15 protein-coding genes are annotated in these 15,273 nt (G+C 40.8%); 8 read left to right on the forward strand and 7 right to left on the reverse strand.

The genetic code is table 11. The features are described from left to right. Positions 1–34 precede the first annotated feature (34 nt). From A9267_RS06010 to A9267_RS06020, 3 genes are read right to left on the reverse strand one after another with little or no spacing between them, the layout of a single operon-like run. The gene (locus tag A9267_RS06010) at positions 35–1,027 is read right to left on the reverse strand and encodes a RodZ domain-containing protein (RefSeq protein ID WP_065108593.1); all 993 of its coding nucleotides are present in this window, start codon (positions 1,025–1,027) and stop codon (positions 35–37) included. After that, positions 1,027–1,812, reverse strand: coding sequence for a type IV pilus biogenesis/stability protein PilW (pilW, locus tag A9267_RS06015; RefSeq protein WP_055025729.1), 786 nt, complete (start codon positions 1,810–1,812; stop codon positions 1,027–1,029). Before pilW ends, A9267_RS06010 begins: the two co-directional genes overlap by 1 nt. Before the next feature lie 32 nt (positions 1,813–1,844). Beyond that, the gene (locus A9267_RS06020) at positions 1,845–2,966 is read right to left on the reverse strand and encodes a bifunctional tRNA (adenosine(37)-C2)-methyltransferase TrmG/ribosomal RNA large subunit methyltransferase RlmN (RefSeq protein ID WP_055025678.1); all 1,122 of its coding nucleotides are present in this window, start codon (positions 2,964–2,966) and stop codon (positions 1,845–1,847) included. A gap of 169 nt (positions 2,967–3,135) precedes the next feature. Between A9267_RS06020 and A9267_RS06025 the strand changes: the two genes are divergently transcribed. The 4 genes from A9267_RS06025 to A9267_RS06040 all read left to right on the forward strand — a co-directional run bounded on the left by A9267_RS06025 (position 3,136) and on the right by A9267_RS06040 (position 7,434). Further along, positions 3,136–4,251 (forward strand): CNNM domain-containing protein, encoded by a 1,116-nt coding sequence (locus A9267_RS06025; protein ID WP_055025679.1) that lies wholly within the window; start codon positions 3,136–3,138, stop codon positions 4,249–4,251. Positions 4,252–4,466: 215 nt separating this feature from the next. Continuing rightward, positions 4,467–6,221: a bifunctional metallophosphatase/5'-nucleotidase gene (locus A9267_RS06030; RefSeq protein WP_065108594.1), complete on the forward strand. Its 1,755-nt coding sequence runs from the start codon at positions 4,467–4,469 to the stop codon at positions 6,219–6,221. Positions 6,222–6,515: 294 nt separating this feature from the next. Continuing rightward, positions 6,516–6,818: a hypothetical protein gene (locus A9267_RS06035; protein WP_055025681.1), complete on the forward strand. Its 303-nt coding sequence runs from the start codon at positions 6,516–6,518 to the stop codon at positions 6,816–6,818. A 109-nt stretch (positions 6,819–6,927) separates the two neighbouring features. Further along, positions 6,928–7,434, forward strand: a complete 507-nt coding sequence (locus A9267_RS06040; RefSeq protein ID WP_065108766.1) for a GNAT family N-acetyltransferase — start codon at positions 6,928–6,930, stop codon at positions 7,432–7,434. Positions 7,435–7,440: 6 nt separating this feature from the next. Here the strand turns inward: A9267_RS06040 and A9267_RS06045 are convergent, their stop codons facing one another. Further along, complete coding sequence (locus A9267_RS06045) at positions 7,441–7,653, reverse strand: DUF3820 family protein (protein ID WP_055025682.1); 213 nt, start codon at positions 7,651–7,653, stop codon at positions 7,441–7,443. A gap of 667 nt (positions 7,654–8,320) precedes the next feature. Here A9267_RS06045 and A9267_RS06050 point away from each other — a divergent pair. From A9267_RS06050 to A9267_RS06065, 4 genes are all read left to right on the forward strand, one after another. Then, positions 8,321–9,067: an AAA family ATPase gene (locus A9267_RS06050; protein WP_055025683.1), complete on the forward strand. Its 747-nt coding sequence runs from the start codon at positions 8,321–8,323 to the stop codon at positions 9,065–9,067. Then, positions 9,027–9,413 carry a hypothetical protein gene (locus A9267_RS06055; protein ID WP_065108595.1) on the forward strand — a complete coding sequence of 129 codons (387 nt, stop codon included), beginning with the start codon at positions 9,027–9,029 and terminating at the stop codon, positions 9,411–9,413. The genes A9267_RS06050 and A9267_RS06055 overlap by 41 nt, the downstream gene beginning before the upstream one ends. Before the next feature lie 261 nt (positions 9,414–9,674). After that, entirely contained in the window at positions 9,675–10,499 is an 825-nt protein-coding gene (locus tag A9267_RS06060; RefSeq protein ID WP_065108596.1) for a zinc-dependent peptidase, read from the forward strand. Positions 10,500–10,541: 42 nt separating this feature from the next. Continuing rightward, on the forward strand, positions 10,542–11,021 hold the full coding sequence (locus tag A9267_RS06065; protein WP_055025686.1) for a nuclear transport factor 2 family protein: 480 nt from the start codon (positions 10,542–10,544) through the stop codon (positions 11,019–11,021). 102 nt (positions 11,022–11,123) lie between these two features. On the opposite strand, the gene A9267_RS06070 is transcribed toward A9267_RS06065, so the two are convergent. The 3 genes from A9267_RS06070 to aceA form a co-directional block, all read right to left on the reverse strand. After that, the gene (locus tag A9267_RS06070; RefSeq protein ID WP_231919055.1) at positions 11,124–12,014 is read right to left on the reverse strand and encodes an alpha/beta hydrolase; all 891 of its coding nucleotides are present in this window, start codon (positions 12,012–12,014) and stop codon (positions 11,124–11,126) included. Positions 12,015–12,115: 101 nt separating this feature from the next. Then, positions 12,116–13,594 carry an HDOD domain-containing protein gene (locus A9267_RS06075; protein WP_065108597.1) on the reverse strand — a complete coding sequence of 493 codons (1,479 nt, stop codon included), beginning with the start codon at positions 13,592–13,594 and terminating at the stop codon, positions 12,116–12,118. Positions 13,595–13,893: 299 nt separating this feature from the next. Next, positions 13,894–15,219, reverse strand: a complete 1,326-nt coding sequence (gene aceA / locus A9267_RS06080) for an isocitrate lyase (RefSeq protein ID WP_055025689.1) — start codon at positions 15,217–15,219, stop codon at positions 13,894–13,896. Positions 15,220–15,273: the final 54 nt, after the last annotated feature.

Raw genomic sequence — 15,273 nt, forward strand, 5'->3', positions numbered from 1 at the left:
TGTTGCTCTACTGCTTATCTAATTACAATCAAGGTTACACTTTCGGCAAGGTTAGCCGTGCTACACTGCCTTCTGAAAAGTCAGCTAAACTGACATTTTCACCATTAAATTGAAGGGTCACAACTTGTGGAGCCCCTAAGATCAATTTGAACGGAGCAACGCCTTGTGCTTCAACCACTCTATCAACACCTTTGACACCATCAACAATGGTTTTGCCTGTTGCGTCAACGATATTCACCCAACAATCAGCACTAAAGCTCATAGAAATAGCATCTTGTGCAGCAACATTATCAGCAACCAAAGCGGATGCTGATTGTAACGCAGGCTCGACCACATTTTGTTGCGCATTATCAAGCATTACAACATCGGTACTCGCTGGCTCTACAGGTTGAACTGATGATGCCGGCAAATCTGAGTTGTTGCTTTGTTCATTTTGCAGGGCAGCCTGTTCATTTAACTGATCCGCTGGCTCAACATACGCCATATTAGGGTCGATTTCTGGCTCTAATAAATCTTCTGTTTGACTAACAACATTTGCAGCTGCAACTTCTTCTACGGTAGGTTTGGATAAATCTATCCCACTTAACATAGAGTCTTTTTGCACCCACCACACAACTAGCAGCGCTAACAAAGCAAGGACAATTAAATATGTCACTATTGTTAAGCGGCTATCACGAGCTTCACGTGTGGTTTTGCGAGAAAAACTCTGCATTGCAGCAGTTTCATCAGGCAATTGTTGCGCTAAACATTGATGTACTGCATCTACATCTGCTTCGATGTATTTGGCATAGTTTTTCGCATATCCACGTGCATAGGTTGCTGAAGCAATATTATCAAATTTATCATTCTCAATATCTTCGATGATGCCAGGACGTAAATGTAATTGGGTCGCAACCGCATCTATCGATAACCCTTTTTTCTCTCGAGCTGTACGCAGCAACATACCAGCAGTAGATACTGCTTCAAGTATATCTGCCTGTTCAGCGTCACTCCCATTTTTTTGGGATGTTTGATTGTTATTTGTCATTAATGCAAAGTAGCCCTGTATTCTTTCGCTTGTTCTGATGTCGGGTATTTGGCAATTAAGGTAATACCATAGCGTTTAACCGCATCCTCATCTGCTAACTCGCGCGATATTTTTATTCCTAAAGCTAAACTTTCAGGCGTTTGCTCTGCCACTCGATGAAGACGGCTTAAGTTGAATTTAGCGCTATCGTAGTCATTCTCTAAAATAGCTAAATCAATTAACTCCATTAAAGTGGACTTTCTTCTTGGATCATAACGTAATGCATTTTCAAAGTACTGCTTCGCCTTTTCAGGCTCACCTGCAGATAAACTGCACACGCCAAGGTTTTCATAACTTGACGCGGTACGTGTGTATTCTTTTGCATTAATCGCATTTTTGAACATAGCTTCAGCTTGCGAATATTTTTCTTGTTGGCATAAAAATACACCAAAGTTGTTCATCGCATCACCCGTCGCATCACTGGTATTAATTGCTTTTCTGTATGATTCTTCCGTGCGCTCAATATCACCTACAGTCTGGTAATAATAGGCCATCGCTGTGTGCACTGCGCTTAATTGCGGCGCATACTCAACAGCACGGTTTAAGTTGAACTTTGCCTGCTCCATATTGCCACGGTTAAGGTAAGTTAGGCCTAATTGCATTCTTTCTTTTGCAGCAGACTGTTTATCCAAGGTTCTTTCAGAAACAGGGATATCCGTACCAGTATACGTTCTTTCCGTTACACAACCCACTAAAGGCAGTGATAAAGTAGCAATCATTAAAAGCTTCGGCAATCCGTGCATGATTTTTACGCCTATTAATCTATACAAACAATGAGTTAATCCATTGTGACCGAAATAGCACTCTCTTGCATGCGTTTTTTCGCAAGACGTTTAGTGCGGTCACGAATATCACCCGCTAATTGACCACAAGCAGCATCAATATCATCGCCACGTGTTTTACGAACGATAACAGTCAGCCCATATTCCATTAGCACTTTCGAGAATCGGTCAATTCTGGAATTAGAAGAGCGACCATAAGGCGAACCAGGATAAGGGTTAAATGGAATTAAGTTAATTTTACACGGTGTGTCTTTCATTAACTTGGCTAACTCGTGTGCTTGATCAGTACTGTCATTGATATGATCCAACATCACATACTCAACCGTTACACGGCCACGGTTAGCGTTTGATTTTGCTAAATAACGACGAATACCAGCAAGGAACTCTTCTAATGGGTATTTTTTATTAACTGGAACTAACACGTCACGCAGTTCATCGTTTGGCGCATGAATACTCACAGCCAGAGCGACATCTAGCGCATCACCCAGTTTATCAAGCGCTGGAACAACACCTGAGGTTGATAAGGTGACACGGCGTTTTGACAAGCTAAATCCAAAATCATCTAACATGATGTCCATTGCAGGGATCACATTAGCTAAGTTAAGTAATGGCTCACCCATGCCCATCATCACTACGTTTGTAATTGGTCGTTCGCCTGTTTCTTTTTGGAAACCTAAAAATTGCGATACACGCCAAATTTGCCCAACAATTTCGCCAACCGTTAAGTTACGGTTAAAGCCCTGTTGAGCTGTAGAACAGAAGGTACACTCTAGCGCACAACCTACTTGAGATGACACACATAAAGTGGCTCTGTCTTCTTCAGGAATATAGACAGTTTCCACTTCTTGGCCTTGGCCAACATTGATAGCAAACTTAATCGTGCCATCTTCAGATTTTTGGAAGCTAGAAATTTCTGGCGCAACCACTTCACACTTACGGGCTAATTTAGCGCGTAGTGCTTTGTTAATGTTGTTCATTTCTTCGAAGTCGCTAACACCAAAGTGATAAAGCCATTTCATCAATTGATCAGCACGGAACGGTTTTTCGCCCATTTCGGTGAATAACGCTCTCATTGCCTTTCGATCAAGATCCAATAAATTGATCTTTTTCTCACTCATCTTGTGTAACCTCAAAAAAACCTAAAACCTGCTAGCGGGCGGCGAATTATACAGATCCTTACAAAATTTCGCCAGTGTCACTGCATTAAAGCTTTGATACTTTCACGACTGTGCTAAAATTTCGTTGGACTAATATTGGTCTGCCATATGGAGGTGTAATTCCACCTTTATGATAACTCTTATCATTATAGTATTTATCGCCATTGCAATCTCGTTTCTTTGCAGTGTATTTGAAGCGGTATTACTGTCTGTTACCCCTAGTTATATTGCCAACTTGGCAAAAACTAACCCTAAAGCCGCGAAACGGCTTGATAAACAGAAACAAAATGTGGAATCACCACTAGTTTCTATTCTGACATTAAACACCATCGCCCATACCGTGGGTGCCGCTGTTGCAGGCGCACAAGCTGCAAAAGTCTTTGGTGATGAAATGCTTGGAGTATTCTCTGGTGTGCTTACCTTCTTGATTTTATTCTTTTCTGAAATCATTCCGAAAACATTAGGTGCTAACTATTGGCGTTCACTCGCTGCGCCTGTGTCTTTGATTTTGGTTTGGATGGAAAGATTAACTAAACCGCTAATTTGGATGTCTTCTCAAGTGACCAAATTAATGGGGAAAGGCGATGAAGGCCAATATATCAGACAAGAAATGAGTGCGATGGCTGAAATAGGCTTGCGTTCAGGCGAACTAGACAAACAAGAGTCATCAATTTTGACCCAAATGTTGTCAGTAAAAGAAATGCCAGTTTCTGCAATCATGACGCCAAGAACGGTCATGTTTAAATTACCAATTCACTTGTCACAAGGTGAATTTGTACAGCAGTTTCTAGCGAAACCTTTTACGCGTATTCCTGTCTACGAAGATGATCCGGATAATATTATCGGTTACGTTAACCGTAATAATATTATTCAAGCAGAACGATACACTCCAAAAGAATCTATTGGTGTGTTGAAAAAGAATCTGCTTGTGATCCCTGAAACCGCGAAGATATTACCGATTTTCGAGCTCATGATTAAGCGCAATACAAAAATTGCCATGATTGTGGACGAATACGGCTCAGGTGAAGGTATTGTGACATTAGAAGATATTGTCGAATCTTTACTAGGCTTAGAAATTGTCGATTCAAACGACCCTGTCACTGATATGCAGCAATTGGCGCGTAAACTGTGGGGCACGCGAATGAAACATAAAGGCATCGTATTATCTGATGATGGCGAGTTTACAAAACAAACAACCCAGCATACACCAGAGCCCGAGGTTGCGGCCAAAAATAGTACGATATAAAACAGTTTGATATTTCAATAAAAAGGGAGCCTAGCTCCCTTTTTTGACTATGATTATTGCGACTTTGCCAATAATAATACCCTCACAGCGTATTTATTTTTTGAGTCGTTTCCCAAAAAGGGGTTAACGCATTATCATGTCGCCAAGTTAATTACTTAAGCATTTACTAATAAGGGCTAATATCCAATTCGCTCTTACCATTTTTTGAGGACGAAATGCCGAACACCTATTCTTTATCACTTGCCCATATCAATGACACGCATTCAAATTTCGAGCCGAGTCAGGTTCAATTCTCCTTGTCATTTAATGAGCAAACTTACCTTGCTGAAACGCAAACCGGCGGCTATGCCCGTTTGGGCCACCAAATTGAAACGGCAAGAATCGCGGCGGTGAAAAACCAACACGAATTTATGTTTCTTCATGGCGGCGACAGTTTTCAAGGCACATTGTACTTTCGTGAATTTCAGGGCGCAGCAAACGCACATTTACTGAATATGCTTAAGCCAGATGCCATGGTATTAGGTAATCATGAGATTGATGCAGGCAATAGTCCTGTGTTGGCATTTTTAAATCGAATCGAATTCCCTTTGTTAGCCGGCAATATGGATTTAAGCCAAGAGCTTGAAGATAAAGAAGGTCGCTTAAAGCACCACCCAATGTTATTTGACTACGACACTGAGCAGCAATGTGCCAAAGTGCTAATCAAACCCTTTTACGATAAACAAATTGCAATTATTGGGATCACTCTAGATCAAATGCCACTCATTGCTAGACCTGATCCTGACACCCACTTTATCAATGCTATCGACACCACTAAAAACACCATTGCAAAACTTCATCAACAAGGGATATACCACATTGTTGTACTCAGTCATTTAGGGTTAGATCAAGACCGTGAACTGGCTGAAAAAGTTGATGGGATTAGTGTTATTGTTGGCGGCCACTCTCACACGCTTCAAGGTGAATTTTCAGATTTAGGCCTAAGTCACACAGAATACGGTGAACGTATTAACAACACCCCTATCATTCATGCCAGTAAATATGCAGAAGTGCTCGGGCTCGCTCAAATTGAGTTCGATGAAAGTGGTCAATGCCTTTCATTAAATGGCAATAATTACTTTATGATTGATGAACAAATTAAAGTGTCACTCGATGCCAAACAGGCGAAAAAAGCTGATTTACAAGACATCAGTCAAGCTGAAATTGATGCAGTCACCTCCCAGCTATTAGCTCACCCAGGAATATTGAATAATGCCGCAAATGATGAGGTTCACCAAACCATTATGCGAGATTACCGCCCTGCTTTAAATGCACTTGAAGAACAGGTATTGGCACATATTCCTCGAGATTTAATTCATACACGCCTTCCGAGTAAACACTTTCCACATGGCAGTGAAATTGCGCCTTGGGTGTGTCGAAGTATGTATAAAGCCACCAAACTATCAGAACCACAACTAGATTTTGCGCTGCATAATGCTGGCGGTGTTCGTCAGTCTTTAATCAAGGGGAACCTGTCATTAGCTGACGTATTAGGGCGCATTTTGCCGTTCGAGTTACCTTTGGTGAAATATCAAATTCAGGGAAAGTTCTTATATCAAGCTTTGGAATCTGCCATTAACTCGGCAACAAATAATGGGGTAACAGGTACTGGTGCAGGAAGCTTTCCCTACACTTATGGTATTCGATACTTTTATGATGGCACTTTGCCTATGAGTCATCGTATCACCTTAATTGAAGAGTTCACTCAAGGCGAATGGCGAGCGATTGATTCACAGAAGCTATACATTGGCGTTTCAAGTGCTTATACCGCTGCGGGTAAAGAAGGTTACGATGCATTGTTAAAGGCGCATTGGCAGCAAGATATGGAGTCCATGACATTACCTGAAGCGTTTGTCGATTTTGTGTCGCAGCACGGTAATTTGATTGAAAATCCGTTACAACCGAATGTTCATTACATCAGTCACCGTTAATGTAGCTGACTTGGTAATTGCTGAGGTAACCATTACTGAAGTTAACAGCAATCACCCTTTTACTATGACTTGCCAGTTATTTCGTTAATTGTTGGTAAGCAAACTAAGATGCCAATTAACATAAATCAGTCGTGCATTAGCCTAAGTTAATATAATTTATGATAATGTAGACTTCACAAATCTGCAGCGGATCACAGACCCAATGATCGCTTCATGATTTAATGATGTATCTTTATGTGGATTCATGACTTGAATCATTGCAAATTTTAGCCTAATCAAATAGGAAACAACTTCATGAAAGCAAAACTGATCAAATTAGCTGCAGCAGCAACATTAGCACTAGGCGTATCTTCAGCTTGGGCTGCAGGTATCATGCACCAGGGTGAAGTATTAGAAACAATGAACAGCGGTGGATACACTTACGTTCAAGTTAAAGGCGAAGACAAAACATTCTGGGCTGCGGGTCCACAGGTTGAAATCGCTAAAGGCGATACTGTCAGCATGAATGAGCAAATGTGGATGAATGACTTCACCAGCAGCACGCTAAACAAAACATTTGACGAATTATTATTTGTTGGAAAAATCGAGAAGAAATAATTCGATTTAACCTCAAACAAGACATAATCGGTTAATGATTTCATTAGCCGATTTTTTTTGGTTAAACTGCCGTAATACGCATCAACATAAAGCAGCATTAACAAAATTTATGGAAAACACAGCTAACCAATCAATAACACCTTTTAGCCCACAATATGCTAGTAACGTTAGCCTACTTGTCCACGAATGTATTCAGCACATTGACCATCCTCGCTATACACAAGCACATCTAGATGCGTGGTCAACTGCCCCTCGCTCAGCCAGACATTGGCGCCAACGCCTTTTACGCAGTCAAAGCTGGCTATTATTAAATAACGGCCCATCGCAGCCGGAAGTGATTGGTGTCATTAATGTTGAAACGGATTTTAACCATCGTGGGTATATTGATAGTTTATATATCAGCCCTGGTAAGCAGCGACAAGGCTTAGCTGGCAAGCTTTATCAAACACTTGAGCAATGGGCTATTACTCAGGGTTATCATGCGCTCAGCGTAGATGCATCCTACTTATCTAAAGGCTTCTTTTTAAAGCAAGGGTTCCAGCAAGTGCAACCAAGCTATCAAATCACAAAAGGACAGGTCATAAACGGTTTTTACATGAAAAAAGACCTCACATAACTCACACTACTTTTTAAGTAATGGCTGCAGCATTTCTTCTAAACCATTAAGTTTAACTTCATACATTAGCGCTAACTGCTCACCTAATTTTCCTTCAGGAAAGCCTTTACTGTGAAACCAGACTAAATAAGGCTCAGGAAGTTCTAACAATTTACGTCCAGCATATTTTCCAAAAGGCATTTTCTGGTTAATTGCTTCTAATAATAACGCTTCATTCATTTTGACTCTTCCTAACTAATTAGATAATAGATTCGTATCTCGCTTACTCTGCTAATGCAGTGAGCTTTGCTCATCAAGATCACAGGACGAATCATACCGTGAGTGATGGCATAGTAACATTACTCATTACCACTTATAGCGTTTAACAATGTACTATCTGTACGCTTCTAGGTTAGTTTTTGCATATTTTGTACCACAAGATATATACCGATTAGGAATAACAAAACTCTAAAAGACAGCTTTTAGCTATTAAAGTTACCCAGACTTTTTTGCAAAGACACAAGAACAGAATACAAGCATCCCTTCGTCAATATTTTTACACGCTAACCTACTAAAAAATAATAAGTTCAGTTACCGTTTTATGACAAGAAACAAACCTGTCAATAAGTTGCCTCTAGTCAGTTTTTGTCAAATAAACACCATCAAGTCAAAATGACTTTTTAGTCAATATACTGCCAATTGACCCGTTACAAAACTGCACATAAAGTTAATAGCATTGAAGTTAAATGTTGCTATTTAATGACTGATTTAATCGAAGTTTGAGCTGTTTATCATCTCAATAATTCGGCTTTCAAATCGCAGTTATTGCATCATACCCTTCTCACCAGGTTCACTGCAGCGAGTGTTTATATAGCCGTTCTCGTTGCACCTATCAGGAGATGTTGAAATGATCATATTAGTTGGCGGAGAGAAAGGTGGTAGTGGCAAAAGTTGCCTTGCACAAAATATTGCCGTTTTTCTCGCAAAAGATGCTAAATCAAGCATTATCATGGTTGATTGCGATCCACAAAGAACAACTTCAGATTGGATCCAAGCAAGAAATAACAACCCAGAATTACCCGGGATTAATTGTGTTCAACTATACGGAAAAATTCGCAACGATCTTTTAAGCCTTGAACAGCATTATGATTACGTTATTGTTGATTGTGGCGGACAAGATAACCTGGCACTGCGAGCGACGTTATCTGTCGCATCTCATGTATTGATGCCATTAAGACCTAAGCGCCGGGACTTAAAAACGGTCAGTCACATGGACGACATCATTGCCACCTGTAAAATGATTAACCCCAAAATGAGAGCCTCATTTGTCATCACTCAATGCCCAAGCTTACCGAACCAAGCAGGGCGTATCGTCGAAGCTAAAGAAGTCTGCAACACGTTCGATATCAATGTACTAGATGCAATTACCTATAGCCGCAATATTTACGATGACAGTGAAGAGTCTGGCTTATCAGTTATCGAAATTGACCCTACAGGCAAAGCTGCAAGCGAAATCAGGGCAATTGCCTGCGAGCTTCTAGAGGTACAAAACGCCGAACAGATTATTCAGCAACGTAATGATGCCGCTAATGTTACTCAACTGAGGGGGACCTATGGGGCTAGCAGATCTCAAGAAAAACGTTACGCCATGTAATACGATGTTTGAGCCACAAATGTCAGTGGATGATTTTATTGAGGCTGCCAACTTGTATGCAATGGGAAAACAGCATTCAAGTTCAAACAGCATTGAAAACGCAAATAAACAAGCAATGGAAAAGTTACTTGCGTTAACAGAAGCTAACGAGCCATTAGCTAAAAAGCCAGCACCATTTAAACGGGCGACCTTTACGCTAAGTGAGGATGCAATTAATCAGCTAACGCTACTCAGCCAAAGTAGTCATACTGCAAAATCGAAATTGATCCGCCAGCTGATACAACAGCATTTCTCACTGCCAGTGGCGGAGCAACGAGAAATTGAACAACAAATACAAATAAGGTAATGAACTCTAACCAGGATTGACAACACTAGCATTGTGACGCAAAAAATAATAAATCTCCCTCCCCCTCCTTTCTGGCAGCAACGTAAGTTGTTTGCCAGTTTTTTTTACTCGCAAATCGCATCCTTGATATCCTTTTCATTAGCTATATCTAAAATAAGCTTAGCATCTACAGATTAACCCTTGAATTATGACAACTTGCGCCCAATAACTATTTTAGGTTCAGGATATTTTATCTATGATGACTTAACACAAGGAAGGCAAATGTTTGCTCTTATCGCTTTGATTATCGTCTCAACGATTGCTATTGGCCTGATTATTACTAAGCCGAAACGCAATCAAATAAGACGTGCCAAGATCACTAAGCAAGCATTCCCTAAACAGTGGCGCCAAATTCTCAAACATCGTTTCCCTTACTTTAAAGCTATGCCAACGGATCTACAGTTACAACTCAAAAAGCACATACAAGTATTTATCGAAGAAAAAGAATTTATAGGCTGTGATGGCTTTATCATCACTGATGAAGTGAGAGTCACCATTGCGGCACAAGCTTGCCTACTATTATTAAATCGAAAGACAGACTACTACCCTAAACTCAGACAAATTTTAGTCTATCCTTATGCTTTTATAGTGGAAAAGCAGGGGACTGATTTTGCTGGAGTCCAGTCAAACCAACGTAATGTTCTCTTAGGTGAATCATGGGGAAATGGTAAAATCATTCTTTCTTGGAAAAGCACCATAGATGGCGCTGCTGATCCGACAGATGGACAAAATGTCGTCATACATGAGTTTGCACATCAACTCGATCAAGAAAACGGCCAAGCAAATGGCGCACCGCCGCTGCGAGATATCACGTCCTATTCAGCGTGGTCAACGATTCTCGGGCAAGAGTTTGATACATTGCAGCGCTGCGCGAGTCAACAACTCCCATCACTGTTTAACTATTATGGCGCTACCAACCCAGCCGAGTTTTTTGCCGTTATCACTGAAACTTTTTTTGAAATGCCCCATGATTTTTACCAACAGCATCCTTTGCTGTATAAAGAACTAAGCCGTTTTTATCAACTAGATCCAATTCATTGGCATTAGTCGTGATACCAATATCCGCTAACCTAAGTAACAGGAACTCCCATGCAAAAAGCCATTCTTACCTTATTACTCACCAGCAGTTTATGGGTTATGTCATCCCTTCCATCATCAGCTACAGTCGCGATATCAACCGAATCGAAACAACTAGCTGACAATGTACTTAACCAACTGCATCAAGATGCTAGTGCGGCTAATTGGGATAGTTATTTTTCTTTATACGATACTGATGCAGTCTTTTTAGGTACCGATGCGACAGAGCGATGGGATATGAAAGAGTTTGAAGGTTATGCCAGACCAACTGATGGTTGGCACTATGAGGTGCAATCTAGGCAACTATTACAGTTCGACAATACCATTGTATTTGATGAGCTATTGAACAGTGCCAGCTATGGTTTGTGTCGAGGTACTGGTGCTCTGCAATTAACAGATCAAGGTTGGAAAATCGTCCAATATCATTTGAGTATTGCAGTCCCAAATGAAAACGCCAAAGCCGTTGCTAAGTTAATTGGTGCGGCTAAATAATCGATGACACAAAGCTCAATGGCCAGCATGTTTAAACGCTGGCTATTTTCTTTGTATAGAGCTTGAGTGGGGTTTTACAAGGTAAAGAAACGGTAGTAAACCTTAAAACTGCATATGCTCACTGATGATATTGACGATTTCATCTTTAAGCCATTGCGGCCCGTAGTCATTCATATCGTTATGTTTAGCATCTTTTATGGTCACCACTGAAATAGTTGTTACTTGTTCACTCGATAGTGGCAAAACACCTTCATCAGCAGGGTAATCGCTCGCTCTAATCGAAAGCTGCGTGATATTGGCATTACGCGGTAACGGAACTCGTCGATGATCCAAAGTAATGATTCGCGCGATGTAATCAGCATAGCCTGTTGATGATACTGGTTTTAAATTGCTCTCACTCTCACTCTCACTCTCACTAAATAGTGAAATACCTTGGGTTGCTAGCCAAACTGAAATATCACCACCATTTGAATGGCCGACCAATGTCACATGCTCAAAGTCGAACTCAGGCAAGTATTGACGACTTTGCTGCAAAATAAAATCAACAGTAATAGCACCTCGTTGCCAATTTTCAGCGCGTGTTTGGATAAATGGCGGCGTTCTTGATAATGCAGGATCTGTGGCTAACTCATGCTGAATCGCCACCACTAAGTATCCATTTTGCTGAAATAGCTGACTTATAAATTGATAATCTGTGTGTAATAACCCATATCCGGAACCAATTATCATCACAGGACACTGCTGATCGACATGGCAGGCAAAGCTTTTTTCGGGGAGATATAACTCTATTGGAACCTCTCTTTGTCTGAGAGTATCGACAACGAGAAGAGATTGCGGTTGAACTTGTGCTTTATCGATTTGAGCCATTGAATTCACAAGTGAATTCGCAACTGAATTACCTGCAATAACACTCAAAATAACAGCCAATAAGATTAACGTACAATATTTGAAAATGTAGGAGCTTTTACCCTGTGATACTAATGCTAATTCCATTTAATTCGTCTTTAATAAAATGATTAAAATATTAACTGATGACAATACTGGCTAATGTCATTAACTTAAGTTTTTAGCCTAAACCTTGCACAATCCCAAGCTTACTTCATTGTTAAACCAAAACATAAATTAGCCAGCTGACTCAAATGGCAAAAACCATCAAAATCCTGCTGAGACAAAGGTCTTTCGGATGCATGCTTATCGGCATAAAACACCCCTATTACTTTGTCGTTTACGACAATTGGCGCAACCATAAAGCCTAAAGCAAAATTCACTTTGCTATTAAGGTCTTCATTTTTTCCTTGTTGAACCAACATTAATTGGCTATTTTCAGCTGAGTGAATCAAGCTTGGTTTTTTAGCGTCAACGACCTGTGAAAATGGGTTCAACTCCCCTTGCATATCAATTAGTAACTCTTGCTTAAAAAACTCTGCACTCTCGCCAAACACAACCCGAGCAGATAGCTGCTTTCGGTTAAGCGATAGCAACATCACCGCGCATCTATCAACACCAACCCCATCTAAAATACCTTCTAATGCAGTCTGCACCACTTGATTAAAGTCAGCTTTTTGAATGGCATGCTCAGTCAATTCACGCAGTTTTTTCAATTGCAGCACTAAATCGGCATCACGAAATTGCGGTTTTTGTTCAGGCTTATCTAAGCACAAAATGATTTCTGCAGTATCGGGAAGGTATTGAATTAACTCAGTAGCCCCATAATCTTCAGCTAACCTCATTGTGGCTTCTGCGCAGCGACTGATCCTCGACTTACATTGCTCAAGACTAATTCCTTGAATTTCTGCAGCAGCTAAGAGTAAATCATTGAGCTGTTCTGGGTTAACATGAGGCTGATTCAACGCTTCAGATATTTCATTAGCTAGAAAAATAGTCCTTATTTCAGGCATTCTCTCATCAGGGTGAGACAGTGATGTGGTTAATACGTCACCTAAGCCCCAAGCTCGAGCGATGCTTTGAGTTAATTGCGAAAATGATGTCCCAAGATGCTCACGCACAATAGCCTTTTCATCTTTTACTGATGGGGAGACTAATATCGCTTGATCTAAGTTATCAACAAATTCGCCACCAATGCTCCAAAATGCACTTTCACCAATGCGATATAATAACGAGGCGATAAACACTTCTTCACGAAGTGCTTCATCATAATCTTTAAGCATCACCCGCGAAATCATGGCAGCTTGAAAAGAGTGCGCCATGAGTTTGATTAGTCGTTGATACACAGACTCAGATAAATTGTTATTTTCGAGCAAACTGGTGAGTAGTTTGGCGGTAATACAAATATTGCGAATGGTATCAAAACCCAGCACCACGGCAGCTCTACTGACCGTTGTAACGTGATTAGTGCCTTTATTATAAATAGCACTGTTGGCCACACGTAATATCCGAGTGGTAAGCGCATTATCATGCAGCACACTACGACCTAATGTCGCCAATGATGACACATCATCTTTTGCCAGCTTTTCTAAATCTCTGACGGTTGAACACAAAGCAGGCATTTCTTGTTCACTGATACGCTTGGTCCAGTAGTCGACGCCTTTAGTGATAGGTAAAGAGTTTTTCAATGCTTAAGTCACCCATTGTTACAATAGTTTTACTATAACTCTTTATGTGGGCGGATGAAGCATTCTTAGCAAAAATCATTCGAAAAATTTATCAAAAAAAAACGGCTCCGAAGAGCCGCAACACAAGCGATTGGTTGAAAACTTACTGGGTAGGAAGTTAAAAATCCTCGCATTAAGAACGACAACTAGCTTGCGCTAATATTCCAAATACTGGATAAAAACCCGGTGAAACCTGTAGGTGAGTAACACCGGGGGAAATCAGCTGCAAAGCAGCTAAACTGTTACAAGGTTAATAAAGGTTAAAACTGCTCTTCTTCGGTAGAACCAGTCAATGCCGTCACTGATGATTTACCACCTTGGATACAAGTCGTTACTTGGTCAAAGTAACCTGTACCCACTTCTTGCTGATGCGATACGAATGTGTAACCTTTTTCAGCAGCGGCAAATTCAACTTCTTGTACTTTTTCAACGTAGTGCTTCATACCTTCACCACGAGCGTAGTCATAAGCTAAATCAAACATGTTGTACCACATGTTATGGATACCCGCTAACGTGATGAATTGGTACTTGTAGCCCATATCTGAAAGCGCTTGTTGGAATTTAGCAATTGTTGCGTCATCCAAGTTTTTCTTCCAGTTAAATGAAGGTGAACAGTTATAAGCAAGTAACTGATCTGGGTATTGTGCGTGAATAGCGTCAGCAAACTTCTTCGCTTCTTCAAGACAAGGTTTTGCCGTTTCACACCAAATCAAATCAGCATATGGCGCATAAGCTAAACCACGTGAAATCGCTTGGTCGATACCAGCATTCACACGATAGAAACCCTCTTCGGTGCGATCGCCGGTGACAAAGTCACGGTCATACGGATCGCAATCTGAAGTCATTAAATCTGCAGCGTTTGCATCAGTACGTGCAATGACTAATGTATCAACACCGCTAACATCTGCAGCTAAACGTGCAGCAACTAACTTTTGTACAGCCTCTTGAGTCGGCACTAATACTTTACCGCCCATGTGACCACATTTTTTAACTGATGCTAATTGGTCTTCAAAGTGAACCCCAGCAGCACCTGCATCAATCATAGATTTCATTAATTCGAACGCATTTAACACACCGCCGAAACCTGCTTCAGCATCTGCTACGATTGGTAGGAAGTAATCAGTGTAATTCTCATCACCTGGGTTAACTTCTTTGCCCCATTGAATTTGATCAGCACGACGGAATGAATTATTAATACGTCCAACGACTGCAGGTACTGAGTTAGCTGGGTATAATGATTGATCAGGGTACATAGTGCCCGCTAAGTTAGCATCTGCAGCGACCTGCCAACCAGAAAGATAAATAGCTTCAATACCGGCTTTTGCTTGTTGAACCGCTTGACCCCCCGTTAATGCACCTAAAGAATTAACATAGCCTTTTTTAGCGCCGCCATTTACAAGATCCCATAGTTTTTCTGCGCCACGTTTAGCAATGGTATTTTCAGGTACCACAGAACCACGTAATTTCACTACTTCTTCCGCTGTAAACGGACGCTTAACACCTTTCCAACGAGGGTTTTCAGCCCAATCCTTCTTAATCGCATCAATCTGTTCTTGACGAGTTAGTTGCTTATTAGTGTTAGACATAGTGTTACTCCTTCCTGTGTAATTCGTTATGTTTTACTGATTAATATCGGTGCT

Source organism: Shewanella sp. UCD-FRSSP16_17 (genome assembly GCF_001675935.1).
In the GTDB taxonomy this organism is placed as follows: domain Bacteria; phylum Pseudomonadota; class Gammaproteobacteria; order Enterobacterales; family Shewanellaceae; genus Shewanella; species Shewanella japonica.

Bases quoted from the DNA above. Each gene is read 5' to 3' on its own strand.
- A9267_RS06010 (WP_065108593.1), bottom strand. From the start codon at position 1,027: ATGACAAATAACAATCAAACATCCCAAAAAAATGGGAGTGACGCTGAA.
- A9267_RS06025 (WP_055025679.1), top strand. From the start codon at position 3,136: ATGATAACTCTTATCATTATAGTATTTATCGCCATTGCAATCTCGTTT.
- A9267_RS06055 (WP_065108595.1), top strand. From the start codon at position 9,027: ATGGGGCTAGCAGATCTCAAGAAAAACGTTACGCCATGTAATACGATG.
- A9267_RS06040 (WP_065108766.1), top strand. From the start codon at position 6,928: ATGGAAAACACAGCTAACCAATCAATAACACCTTTTAGCCCACAATAT.
- A9267_RS06065 (WP_055025686.1), top strand. From the start codon at position 10,542: ATGCAAAAAGCCATTCTTACCTTATTACTCACCAGCAGTTTATGGGTT.
- A9267_RS06030 (WP_065108594.1), top strand. From the start codon at position 4,467: ATGCCGAACACCTATTCTTTATCACTTGCCCATATCAATGACACGCAT.
- A9267_RS06050 (WP_055025683.1), top strand. From the start codon at position 8,321: ATGATCATATTAGTTGGCGGAGAGAAAGGTGGTAGTGGCAAAAGTTGC.
- A9267_RS06070 (WP_231919055.1), bottom strand. From the start codon at position 12,014: ATGGAATTAGCATTAGTATCACAGGGTAAAAGCTCCTACATTTTCAAA.
- aceA (WP_055025689.1), bottom strand. From the start codon at position 15,219: ATGTCTAACACTAATAAGCAACTAACTCGTCAAGAACAGATTGATGCG.
- A9267_RS06020 (WP_055025678.1), bottom strand. From the start codon at position 2,966: ATGAGTGAGAAAAAGATCAATTTATTGGATCTTGATCGAAAGGCAATG.
- A9267_RS06060 (WP_065108596.1), top strand. From the start codon at position 9,675: ATGTTTGCTCTTATCGCTTTGATTATCGTCTCAACGATTGCTATTGGC.
- A9267_RS06045 (WP_055025682.1), bottom strand. From the start codon at position 7,653: ATGAATGAAGCGTTATTATTAGAAGCAATTAACCAGAAAATGCCTTTT.
- A9267_RS06035 (WP_055025681.1), top strand. From the start codon at position 6,516: ATGAAAGCAAAACTGATCAAATTAGCTGCAGCAGCAACATTAGCACTA.